Origin of the sequence: Gardnerella phocaeensis (assembly GCF_048545075.1) — a bacterium.
Classification (GTDB): domain Bacteria; phylum Actinomycetota; class Actinomycetes; order Actinomycetales; family Bifidobacteriaceae; genus Bifidobacterium; species Bifidobacterium vaginale_J.
In genome coordinates, this window is record NZ_JBKQXS010000001.1 from 613,905 (window position 1) to 625,509 (window position 11,605).

General features: G+C 42.8%; 9 protein-coding genes. 6 read left to right on the top strand and 3 right to left on the bottom strand.

Annotated features, from left to right (window positions below; genetic code table 11):
- Positions 1-5: 5 nt before the first annotated feature.
- Positions 6-2,279: a 1,4-alpha-glucan branching protein GlgB gene (gene glgB / locus ACJV2T_RS02660; RefSeq protein ID WP_415686928.1), complete on the bottom strand. Its 2,274-nt coding sequence runs from the start codon at positions 2,277-2,279 to the stop codon at positions 6-8.
- Between the two features lie 134 nt (positions 2,280-2,413).
- Here glgB and ACJV2T_RS02665 point away from each other — a divergent pair, with 134 nt between their 5' ends.
- A complete protein-coding gene (locus tag ACJV2T_RS02665) occupies positions 2,414-3,010 on the top strand; it encodes a CarD family transcriptional regulator (RefSeq protein WP_415683589.1) in 597 nt (198 codons plus the stop codon).
- A 119-nt stretch (positions 3,011-3,129) separates the two neighbouring features.
- Here the strand turns inward: ACJV2T_RS02665 and ACJV2T_RS02670 are convergent, their stop codons facing one another.
- Positions 3,130-4,182: a metal ABC transporter solute-binding protein, Zn/Mn family gene (locus ACJV2T_RS02670; RefSeq protein WP_415683590.1), complete on the bottom strand. Its 1,053-nt coding sequence runs from the start codon at positions 4,180-4,182 to the stop codon at positions 3,130-3,132.
- A 123-nt stretch (positions 4,183-4,305) separates the two neighbouring features.
- Here ACJV2T_RS02670 and ACJV2T_RS02675 point away from each other — a divergent pair, with 123 nt between their 5' ends.
- The 5 genes from ACJV2T_RS02675 (at position 4,306) to uvrB (ending at position 10,358) form a co-directional block, all read left to right on the top strand.
- Positions 4,306-5,190 carry a bifunctional methylenetetrahydrofolate dehydrogenase/methenyltetrahydrofolate cyclohydrolase gene (locus ACJV2T_RS02675; RefSeq protein WP_419399047.1) on the top strand — a complete coding sequence of 295 codons (885 nt, stop codon included), beginning with the start codon at positions 4,306-4,308 and terminating at the stop codon, positions 5,188-5,190.
- A 146-nt stretch (positions 5,191-5,336) separates the two neighbouring features.
- Positions 5,337-6,839 (top strand): 30S ribosomal protein S1, encoded by a 1,503-nt coding sequence (gene rpsA / locus ACJV2T_RS02680; RefSeq protein ID WP_119527416.1) that lies wholly within the window; start codon positions 5,337-5,339, stop codon positions 6,837-6,839.
- Positions 6,840-7,066: 227 nt separating this feature from the next.
- A complete protein-coding gene (locus ACJV2T_RS02685) occupies positions 7,067-7,396 on the top strand; it encodes a TM2 domain-containing protein (RefSeq protein WP_419399048.1) in 330 nt (109 codons plus the stop codon).
- Positions 7,397-7,498: 102 nt separating this feature from the next.
- On the top strand, positions 7,499-8,221 hold the full coding sequence (gene coaE, locus ACJV2T_RS02690) for a dephospho-CoA kinase (RefSeq protein ID WP_419399049.1): 723 nt from the start codon (positions 7,499-7,501) through the stop codon (positions 8,219-8,221).
- Positions 8,222-8,243: 22 nt separating this feature from the next.
- A complete protein-coding gene (gene uvrB / locus ACJV2T_RS02695) occupies positions 8,244-10,358 on the top strand; it encodes an excinuclease ABC subunit UvrB (RefSeq protein ID WP_419399050.1) in 2,115 nt (704 codons plus the stop codon).
- Between the two features lie 350 nt (positions 10,359-10,708).
- Here the strand turns inward: uvrB and ACJV2T_RS02700 are convergent.
- Positions 10,709-11,605, bottom strand: an 897-nt coding sequence (locus tag ACJV2T_RS02700) for a hypothetical protein (RefSeq protein WP_419399051.1), incomplete at its 5' end; no start/stop codon positions are given.

The following is an 11,605-nucleotide window of genomic DNA, read 5'->3' on the forward strand; positions in this document are numbered from 1 at the left end:
ACCTTTCAGTGTTGTACTGGCTTCAAGAATACCGCACCTAACGCTGGAACAGTGATTCTTGCAGAGTATGGTCGAGAATGATACTCTTCAGCAGCAGCAGTGAATGTGCCGTTGTGAATATTAGATCCGCAATACTTTGCATCATCAGTTGTGAGTATCTCTTCCCACTGTCCACCTTTTGGTAGCGCAACCTGATAGTCTTGCCATGCTTGACCTGAGAAGTTTACTACTACAACGATTTCTTCTCCGTCGTCGCCAATACGCACGTAGCTTAAAGTATTGTGATCGGAATCGTCGCTTGTAAGCCACTGGAAACCATCAGGAGTAAAGTCTTGACTCCAGAATGCGCGAGAGCTCTTATACAGAGTATTCAAATCTGCAACAAGCTTTTGTACACCTTGATGGAACGGCCATTGTAGCTCATTCCAGTTAAGTGAAGTATTGAAGTTCCATTCGCTGGATTGTCCAATTTCTCCACCCATGAACAGAAGATTCTTGCCTGGATGAGACCACTGGTATGCAAGCAATGCGCGTAATCCTGCGAATTGTTGCCATTCGTCGCCTGGCATCTTTCCAAGTAACGAACCCTTACCGTACACAACTTCATCGTGGCTTAATGGCAACACATAATGCTCAGAATATGCATAAACCATTGAGAATGTAATTTCGTTATGATGCCAACGACGATTAATTGGCTCCTCTTTAAGGTATTGCAAAGTGTCGTGCATCCAACCCATATTCCACTTCAAGCCGAATCCTAAGCCGCCCATATCTGTTGGTGCAGTTACGCCTTGATAAGCAGTGGATTCCTCAGCAATCATCATGATGCCAGGATTATTCTTGTATGCAGTTGCGTTTGCTTCCTTAATGAAGTCAATTGCTTCAAGATTTTCGCGTCCGCCGTAGATGTTTGGTCTCCACTGTCCTGCTTCACGGCTGTAGTCCAAGTAAAGCATTGAGGATACTGCATCGACGCGCAACGCGTCAACATGGTATTCATCAAGCCAGAAGCAAGCATTAGCAACCAAGAAGTTACGAACTTCATGACGACCAAAGTTGAAGATGTAAGTACCCCAATCAGGATGCTCGCCTCGCATAGGATCAGGATCCTCATATAATGCTGTGCCATCAAAACGACCAAGTGCAAAGTCATCCTTAGGGAAGTGAGCTGGAACCCAATCCATAATGACGCCAATGCCTGCTTTGTGGAGTTTATCTACCAAGTACTTAAAGTCATCAGGGGAGCCAAGGCGAGAATCTACTGCATAGTAACCTGTTACTTGATATCCCCAAGATCCAGAGAATGGATATTGTGTCAACGGCATAAACTCGACGTGAGTAAAGCCTTCTCTTTGCACATAATCAACTAAATGATCAGCAAGTTCGCGATAATTACCCAAATCGCGATTCCAGCTGTTAGCTTGTACTTCGTAAATGCTTATTGGACCATTGTGAGCATCTGTTTTTGCGCGCTTATCCATCCAATCGGTATCGTGCCACTTAAACTCAGAATCAACAACAACAGATCCTGTGTTTGGTGGAACTTCATGAGAGCGCTCCATTGGATCGGCTTTCATAATCCAATTGCCAGATTGTGTAAGAATTTCGTACTTGTATACTTCGCCTGCTGTAACTCCTGGAATAAAAAGTTCCCAAATGCCAGAAGAGCCGAGTGAGCGCATAGCGTGGCGGCGACCATTCCAGTAATTAAAGTTACCAACTACGCGTACTGCACGAGCATTTGGTGCCCACACTGAGAAAGCAGTACCAGTAACTTTCTTTACCATCTTTCCAGTTTCAGGAGATATAAGTCCCCATGAATCTGTTATCGTTTTGACGTGTGCGCCTAATGCTTCCCAAAGACGTTCATGACGACCTTCTCCAAACAAGTACATGTCAAGTTCACCGACTTGAGGCAAATAACGGTAAGGATCGTCATCTGTGGATTCGGAACCGTCTATTTCCACAGTGTAAACGCGATAACTAGGAACAGACCAAGACTTTGTTTTTGTGTGCTTTACGGCAGGAATAACAGCTGTAAAAATGCCGTTATATTCGTGTTTAGCTTCGTATTCGCCGTTCTTAGTAAGAATAACAACTTTCTTTGCCATAGGGCGCAATACGCGGATGGTTACAGTGTCGGCACCTTTGCCAGTTCCAAGGTGACCTCCAAGAACCTCATGTGGATTGTAATATTCTGCATTGCTCACCGCAGCTAATACGTCCTGTCGGACTGGGACTGCGACTGCATCTTCATTGATGTTAGTAACTGTACTCATGGTGACTATCATACATGCTTTATTGCTGTAAGTCGCGTGTGTTTCGCGCTATTGTGAAAAAAATATGAAAATTTTTTCAAGTCGTGACCTTATGGGAAACTGTTATGAGTTTTTCTGTGCATACGGAGGGTTCTGTGGAATATCAAGTCGGCGATATGGTCGTCTATCCTCGTCATGGTGCGGCTCGTGTTGAAGAAATTAGTGAGCGCACCGTAAAAGGTGTAACTCGTCAATATTTACGATTGGTAGTGTTATCGTCTGATGGTTTGGAAATTAACGTACCTGTCGATAATGTTAAAAAAGTTGGCGTGCGAGACATTGTTGGAGCGCAAGAAGTTGCAAAAGTTTTTGAGATTTTGCGTACTCCAATAGTTGAAAAAGAGATGAATTGGTCTAGACGCTACAAGCTTAATGTAGAGAAGATTGCTACTGGCGATGTTAACAATATTGCTGAAGTAGTTCGTGATTTATCTCAGCGAGATGTTGATGAACATGGTTTATCTGCAGGAGAAAAGCGAATGCTTGCTCGCGCTCGCAGTATTTTAATTTCCGAAATTGCTTTGTCTGAAAAGATTGATGAGATTGAGGCGGAGCGACTTTTAGATGTGAATCTTGGATATAAGGCGCCTCAAGAAGGCGATGAAGATCACCATACTGTAGCTCCAGAAGAGCCTGCATCGCGAACTTTAGCGCTGTTAGAAGAGCGTAGCAAGAAATCTAAGAAAAAATGATTTGCAATAGGCAATTTGCTTTTGCTCTTTATTAAAATTGCTCTTTCTTAAAACAGGTAATAAAAAATCCTTGCACTTACAAAATGCAAGGATTTTTATTTTAACAGATTCACCTAAATTTACTTACCTGGATCTTGCTGACCTTGGTTAGAATTTTTAGGATCGGTATTTTTTGCTACATGTGGCTTCTCAGTGATTGGCTTTTTTTGAGGCTCTTTTTCATCAATGTCTTTACGCATATCCTTTGTTGTTTTTACAGCATTATGTAGGTCGTCACAAATCTTCATAATCCATTTATCAAGCTGGTCTGCGTATTTTGGCATAAGTTCGCTTACTTGCACTGTAGACGTGTAGCTTCGTCCTGCAATTCCATTTAGCAAGTTCAAAACATCGCTTCCTTGTTGACTATCGCTAATCAACACATCGATTTTGCGGCTTTCAATAAGCTTCTGAAACTCCTCAACACTTGAATGTTCTGGTTCGTTATTGTTATTTACTGCGTCAGCATATTCTTTAGGCGAACTATCTTTCAAATTGGTATCAGACATTAGCCAGAAAAGAATAGGGGATGTAGAAGCATACTTTGCGTTGCTATTTTCTTTAGAGAAATCGCTTAAGTAGGTGGTTAATTTCTTTTCCTTTTCCTGCCATTGAGCTAGTCGCTTAGAAAAAGCTTGCTTTTTTGATGGCAAAACTTTAGAGAAAGTATCAGCCATAGCAGATGCCATTGCATCCCTAGCATCATGAGAGAACCAGAGATATGGATTGTCTCCTTTAAGTGCTCCTACAGTACCTGCTGCACTAAGTACTTCCGCTTTAGCTGGGTGTACTTTGCTTGCCCAATCATCGTAGCCTGCACCATTTGTAATCAATACTTGCGCATTCTGCATGTTCTTTAAATCTTTTGAGCTAGGCTTGAATGACGATATGTCTGTGTCTGAGCCAGTCATAACTGATTCAACTTTGACATCAGAGCCACCGATCTCTTTAGCTAAGCTACCCCAGGTGTCAACAGTGGATACAACAGAAATATTTGCTGCAGCTTTTGGTTTTTCTTTTGGTTTTTCTTCTGTTTTTCCACAAGCTGCAAATCCAAGTATTACTGCAGAAGCAATAAGGCATGTTATGGCAGTTTTTCCAAACTTCTTTACTGCACAAAGAACGGTACGCATCACTGTGACTCCTCCCGTGATAATGGTGCGTCGGCGCACACAAAATTGTTAGTCGACCCATATCTTCTATACTTCACGATAGCCTATCCTTACGAATTGTGCGAGTTGGGAGGAAAATTTTTTATGGCTATTGTGTTAGACGGTAAAGCTTTAGCTAGTAAAATTAAAAAAGATTTGGCAACGCGCGTTGCTGTTTTGCATAAAAAAGGTATTAATCCTGGTCTGGGTACGTTACTTGTAGGTAGCGATCCTGGTTCGTTAAAGTATGTTGCTGGTAAGCATAGCGATTGCGAAGAAGTGGGGATTAATTCTATTCGTTGCGATTTACCAGAAGATGCTAGTGAAGATGAGATTCTTGCTGCTGTACAGAAATTGAATAATGATCCTCTTTGTACTGGATTTATTGTGCAATTGCCATTGCCAAAAGGTATTGATTCTCAAAAAGTTATTGCGTCAATTGATCCTAAAAAAGATTGCGACGGAATGCACCCATATAATTTAGGTGAACTTGTTACTCATATTTCTGGAGATATTACAACGCCTTTGCCGTGTACGCCGCATGGAATTTTAGCTTTGCTCGATGAATACGGTATTGAACTTTCTGGTAAGGAAGTTTGTGTGCTTGGTCGTGGCATTACGGTTGGACGTACTATTGGTCTTCTTTTAACGCGCAGGGGAGTAGATGCAACAGTTACGTTGTGCCATACTCATACTCGGAATGTTCAAGAGATTATGCGCCGTTCTGATGTAATAATTGCAGCAATGGGTTGTGCTGGTTTTGTTAAGCCAGAAGATATTAAACCTGGTGCTGTTCTTGTTGATGTTGGCGTATCTCGTGTTTTTGATGAAGAAGCAGGTAGATACCGCGTAAAAGGTGATGTTGATTCAGCTTGTCGCGAAATTGCTGGAGCTTATTCTCCAAATCCTGGTGGAGTAGGTCCGATGACTCGAGCTATGTTGCTTGCGAATGTTGTAGATATGGCTGAGCGAGCAGCTAATTGCAAATAAAATGCGACACGCCCGAAGTAAAACGTAAGTTTTGGCTATGCCTGTATATAAAATCGACAGAGCGTGTGCATAGTATGCGCGCGTAACGTAAATACATAATTAAATATCGAGTAATATCCACCCCAAGAAGAAACCACTAATAACTAATGGCAGAGAATAATAACGAAGTCGCCAAGGTTGCGATTAATGATATTGGCACCGAAGAAGACTTCATCAAGGCAGTCGATTCAACCATCAAGAATTTTGATGATGGTGATTTAGTTGAAGGTACGGTCGTAAAGATTGATCACGACGAAGTATTGCTGGACATCGGCTACAAAACTGAAGGTGTAATTCCTTCCCGTGAACTTTCCATCAAAAAAGACGTTGATCCAGATGATGTTGTCGAGGTTGGCGACACCATTGAAGCCCTTGTTGTAACTAAGGAAGACAAGGAAGGACGTCTTATTCTCTCCAAGAAGCGTGCACAGTATGAGCGCGCTTGGGGTGATATCGAGAAGATTAAGGATGCAGACGGCATCGTTGAAGGTACCGTTATTGAGGCTGTTAAGGGCGGCTTGATCGTAGACATCGGTTTGCGTGGCTTCTTGCCAGCTTCCTTGGTTGAAATGCGTCGCGTTCGCGATCTTTCCCCATACATTGGTCAGAAGATTAAGGCTAAGATTCTCGAGCTCGATAAGAACCGCAACAACGTTGTACTTTCTCGTCGTCAGTTCCTTGAGGAGACTCAGTCTGAAGTTCGTGAAACCTTCCTCTCTCAGCTTAAGAAGGGTCAGATTCGTGAAGGCGTTGTGTCTTCTATCGTAAACTTCGGTGCATTCGTTGATCTCGGCGGAGTTGACGGTCTCATTCACGTTTCTGAGCTTTCCTGGAAGCATATCGATCACCCATCTGAAGTTGTTAAGGTTGGCGATAAGGTTACCGTTGAGGTTCTCGACGTTGATCTCGATCGCGAACGCATCTCCCTTTCCCTCAAGGCAACTCAGGAAGATCCATGGCAGCGTTTCGCTCGCACCCATGTTCCTGGACAGGTTGTTAAGGGCAAGGTCACCAAGATCGTTCAGTTCGGCGTGTTCATCTCCGTTGAAGATGGCATTGAGGGCTTGGTTCACATTTCTGAGCTTGCAAACCGTCACGTAGAGAACCCAGAGACTGTTGTTAAGGGTGGCGAAGAGGTATTCGTGAAGGTTATCGACGTTGATCTCGATCGTCGTCGTATCTCCCTCTCCTTGAAGCAGGCTACTGAAGCTGTCGATCCAAATTCTGAAGATTTCGACCCAGCTCTCTATGGCATGCCAGCTGAATACGACGCTGAAGGCAACTACAAGTACCCAGAAGGCTTCGATCCAAACACTAACGAGTGGATGGCTGGTTACGAGCAGCAGCGTGAAGAGTGGGAAGCTCAGTATGCTGCAGCTCACGAGCTTTGGGAAGAGCACAAGGCTTTCGCTGCTAAGGAACTTGCAGCTGCAGCTGAATCTGCTGCCGCTGACGGTCAGAGCGAAGAAGCTGAAAAGAAGCCAGCTAAGGAAGAAAAGAAGGAAGAAGTTGCTTCCAACTATTCTTCTGAAGCAACTAGTGAAGGTGCTTTAGCTGATTCTGATCAGCTCGCAGCTTTGCGCGAACAGCTTTTGAGCGAAAAGAAGTAGTTTTCTACTAAAAACGTATGAACAAGATGCCCTGGTGAGTAATCATTGGGGCATTTTGTGTATTCGAATCTTGTGTGTTTCGATTATTACATTGCGCTCTAAATGCTTCGATTTTGTAACTTATATTCTGTAATTAAATGTGAGTACAACGAATTTTCTTTTAAAAAGCAAGATTATATGATTTTATTAAAGCATTAATTGAGTTATTAAAAGGATTGGTAAAAATTATGAATACGCTTGATAACAATCAGAATAATACTCAGTTTCCTTCATACGATGGAAATAATTCAATGAATACTAATGCTACTTTAGTAAGTTCTCGGCATAAGCTTGCTGCTGGTCTTATGGCGATTTTTGTAGGCGGTTTAGGAATTCACAATTTCTACCTTGGTTTTAAAGGCAAGGCTATTGCACAATTGTTGATTTCTGTTCTCTCTATTGGCTTGCTTGCATGCATTTCGATTATATGGTCATGTGTTGAAGGAATTTGCATTCTTTGCTCACAGCCTGGAACTAAGTGGCATAAAGATTTTGATGGTGCAGAATTACAAGATTAACCATTTATTTTCTTTTAATAATAATGCTCTGGTAATTATTTACTGGGGCATTATTTATAGTCGTTGAGGAAGTTTTATAAGAGGATTATTTATAATCAAAGTATGACAATAATGCGGATTGCTGTAACGGGCGGAATTGCAGCCGGAAAATCTACTGTAGTAAACCATTTGCGTTCGCTTGGCGCGTTTGTTATTGATTACGATGTTTTAGCGCGTAAAGTAGTAGAACCGGGAAGCGCAGTATTACAACAAATAGTAGGCATTTTTGGGGAAAATGCTGTTAAGAATGATGGCTCTTTAAATCGTGCGTTTATTGCGGAGCGTATTTTTGGTGACGACGATGAACGTAAACAAGCGTTAAGTAAGATTGAGTCTATAATTCATCCTGCTATTTATGATTGCGCAAAGCTTTTAGAAAGCGAGTATGAAAGCGAGTATGCTAGTAAAATTTCTAAAGAAAATTGCAATGCTAAAGAAAATCGCAATGAGATAAGCAGCATAAGCTCAGTTATTGTGCACGATATTCCACTTCTTGCGCAAGTAATCGACAGCATTCCATTTAGTTTTGATCATATTATTACTGTTGAAGCGCCTCAAGAAATTCGCGTTAAACGAATGATAAGCGAGCGAAATATGACTGAGAATCAGGCTTTGGCGCGCATAAATAGTCAACTTCCAAGTAAAGTTCGAAAAGCTATGGCAGATTTTGTAGTTGATTCCACTAAACCAATGGAATCTATGCTTAACAGTGTTGACGATACGTTGAAATCATGGTTGCGCGAAATAAACAATAAAAGTGCCGAAATGGCAAAACTGGGGAAGTAAAAAACTGGGGAAGTAAAAAATCATGTCAAATAAAATTCAGCGCACAAACAAGCCTTTTGTAGTAAAAGCGCCATACAAGCCTTCGGGCGATCAGCCGCAAGCAATAGAAGAGTTGGCAAATCGCATTGAAAACGGCGAAAACGATGTTGTTTTAATGGGTGCTACGGGAACTGGTAAAACTGCTACAACCGCTTGGCTTATTGAGCGTTTGCAACGACCGACACTTATTATTGAACCGAATAAAACTTTGGCAGCTCAGCTTTGTGCAGAGTTTCGAGAGCTTATGCCAGATAATGCTGTGAGCTATTTTGTGTCTTACTACGATTACTATCAGCCGGAAGCGTATATTCCGCAAACAGACACGTATATTGAAAAAGACTCGAATATTAACGATGATGTTGAGCGTCTTCGTCACGCTGCTACAGCGAATTTGCTTACGCGACGGGATTGCGTTGTTGTTGCTACAGTTTCTTGTATTTATGGACTTGGTACTCCGGAGGAGTATGCCGAGCGAATGCTTATGTTAAGCGTTGGCGAGCAGCTTGAGCGAGACGATTTATTACGTCAATTTGTGAGCATGCAATACAAGCGCAATGACATTGCTTTTACGCGCGGAACTTTTAGAGTGCGCGGTGACACTGTTGAGATTATTCCAGTGTACGAAGAATTAGCTGTGAGAATTGAGTTCTTTGGTGACGAAATCGACAGAATTACAATGTTGCATCCTCTTACAGGAGAAGTAATTCGACAGGAGAGTAGTGTTCATATTTTCCCAGCATCTCACTATATTGCAGGACCGGAGCGCATGGAGCGCGCGTTAGAGGCGATTGAAAAAGAGCGTGACGCTCGAGTTGCGCAGCTTAAAAAGCAGAATAAATTACTGGAAGCTCAGCGTTTGGAAATGCGAACTACGTATGATTTGGAAATGCTGCGACAGGTTGGTGTGTGCCCAGGAGTGGAAAATTATTCTAGGCATTTTGACGGACGCGATGCAGGCACGCCTCCGCATACGCTTCTTGACTTTTTCCCGGATGACTTTTTGCTAGTTTTGGACGAATCGCATGTAACAGTTCCACAAATTGGAGCTATGTATGAGGGAGACGCTTCGCGCAAAAGAACGCTTGTAGAGCATGGCTTTAGGCTTCCTTCTGCAATGGATAATCGCCCGTTAAAGTGGAAAGAATTTTTGGAGCACGTTGGTCAAACTGTGTATCTTTCTGCAACACCTGGAGATTACGAGTTGGGGCTTTCGGATGGTGTAGTTGAGCAGATTATTAGGCCTACTGGCTTGCTTGATCCTAAGATTGAGGTTCGCCCTGTAGAAGGCCAGGTTGACGATTTGCTTGCGGAAATCAAGGAGCGAGTAGCAAAAGATGAGCGCGTGCTTGTTACTACGCTTACGAAGAAAATGGCGGAAGACTTAACTGATTACTTCCTTGAGCTTGGTATTAAAGTTGAGTACTTGCATTCGGATGTTGATACTTTGCGCAGAGTTGAGCTTTTGCGCGAGCTTCGCGAAGGCAAAATTGATGTGATTGTTGGCATTAATTTGCTTCGTGAGGGTTTGGATTTGCCGGAAGTTTCGCTTGTTGCGATTTTGGATGCAGATAAGGAAGGTTTCTTAAGATCTTACCGTTCGCTTATTCAGACTATTGGCCGTGCTGCTCGTAACGTTTCTGGAACTGTTCTTATGTATGCGGATACTGTTACGGATGCTATGAGCAAGGCGATTAGCGAGACAGAGCGCCGTCGCGAAAAGCAAATCGCGTATAACAAAGCTCATGGAATTGATCCTAAGCCTTTGCGAAAGAAGATTAGCGATGTGAACGATATGCTTGCTAAAGAGGATGTTGATACTCAAACTTTGCTAGCAGGCGGTTACAGGAATGCTAATAAGGCTGGGAACTCGCATTATGGTGTGCCAAAAGAGCCGAATCTTGGGCAGCAAAGCAAAGAAAAGCGTATGGCGAATGTTTCTGAGCTTCCGCAAGACGATATTATGTCGCTGATTAAAAATTTGAGCGAGCAGATGCATGTTGCTGCAGAGCAGTTGCAATTCGAGCTTGCAGCGCGATTGCGCGACGAAATACGCGATCTAAAGAAAGAGTTGCGGCAAATGGATGCGGCTAATAAGTGAAGCTAATAGAGGAAACATGTCGACGCTCTAGGGTCGAGTGCACAGGATTGATAACGTTAAAAGGTGCACACACTTTGCATCCACCTGTTTATGTTCGGAAATATGGTTTAAGAGCAATTTTTATATTGCAGTTTTGTAAAAAATTGTTCTTATTGATTTTATTATCGTTTATTTGAAAATATTCAAAGATGGTTCTTCTTAAATAAGATATGTTTTGAATCACAATACAAGAGTTCGTATGTGTAAGTGAGCAGTGATATAGAAAAAGGAGCTGGGTTTGTGGCTCAGCTCCTTTTTCTAATTATTTTCAATTATTAGTTTACTTTTGTTTAATTTTGCAGGTGAACTTTTTACTCGCGATTCTTCTTGCGAGAGAAGAATGCTGCTGCAGCTCCCAGTACACCAATCATTGCGCTGATCAATCCTACTCGTTCCACTTCAGCACCAGTCTTTACTAATTGGGACGAATGCTTTGCAGGAACCTTGTTGCCGGACTTATTAGATGCGTTGGAACCTGAAGCACCAGTGGATGCGTTACCAGCGTTGCTGTTGCCAGCATTACCGGTTTCAGCGTTACCAGCGTTGTTAGCATTGTCGGCGCTACTTGATTCGTTGGTGCTATTTTGAGCACCGGAATCTGTAGAGCTGCTATCACCAGTAGTAGATCCGCTAGCTGAACCACCATTGTTAGGCGTGGAATCATTACCCGAATCAGATCCAGAACCGGAACCTGTTCCAGAACCAGAACCTGTTCCTGGAGTAGTTGGGTTGTTTCCGGCTTTACCAGTGGCTTCGCTGGAAGCGGTGTTACCCTTCTTATCTTTAGCTTTTACATCACTACCGTCTGCGACTTTGTTTGCTGGAATAGTGACTTTACCAGTGTTTTCGTCAACTTTTACGCCTTCTGGAGTGTTTTCCCCCTTCCACTTGCCGTCATTGCCTTTCTTGACAGTGATGGTCTTCGGGTTGGTTTCACCTTCTGGCGTATACGTGATTTCCAGAGTATCAGTACCGGCTGCTGGTGTTACGTCAACGGAACCATCGTTTTGAGGCGTGACGGTTGGAGCAGCTGGCTTAGCTTCTGGAGTAGTTGGGTTGTTTCCGGCTTTACCAGTGGCTTCGTCACTGTTGGTACCGTTACCCTTCTTATCTTTAGCGGTTACAGTACTACCGTCTGCGACTTTGTTTGCTGGAATAGTGACTTTACCAGTGTTTTCGTCAACTTTTACGCCTTCTGGAGTGTTTTC

Coding starts and splice junctions, on each gene's coding strand:
- glgB (WP_415686928.1), bottom strand. CDS start 2,279: ATGAGTACAGTTACTAACATCAATGAAGATGCAGTCGCAGTCCCAGTC.
- ACJV2T_RS02670 (WP_415683590.1), bottom strand. CDS start 4,182: ATGCGTACCGTTCTTTGTGCAGTAAAGAAGTTTGGAAAAACTGCCATA.
- ACJV2T_RS02675 (WP_419399047.1), top strand. CDS start 4,306: ATGGCTATTGTGTTAGACGGTAAAGCTTTAGCTAGTAAAATTAAAAAA.
- rpsA (WP_119527416.1), top strand. CDS start 5,337: ATGGCAGAGAATAATAACGAAGTCGCCAAGGTTGCGATTAATGATATT.
- ACJV2T_RS02685 (WP_419399048.1), top strand. CDS start 7,067: ATGAATACGCTTGATAACAATCAGAATAATACTCAGTTTCCTTCATAC.
- coaE (WP_419399049.1), top strand. CDS start 7,499: ATGACAATAATGCGGATTGCTGTAACGGGCGGAATTGCAGCCGGAAAA.
- uvrB (WP_419399050.1), top strand. CDS start 8,244: ATGTCAAATAAAATTCAGCGCACAAACAAGCCTTTTGTAGTAAAAGCG.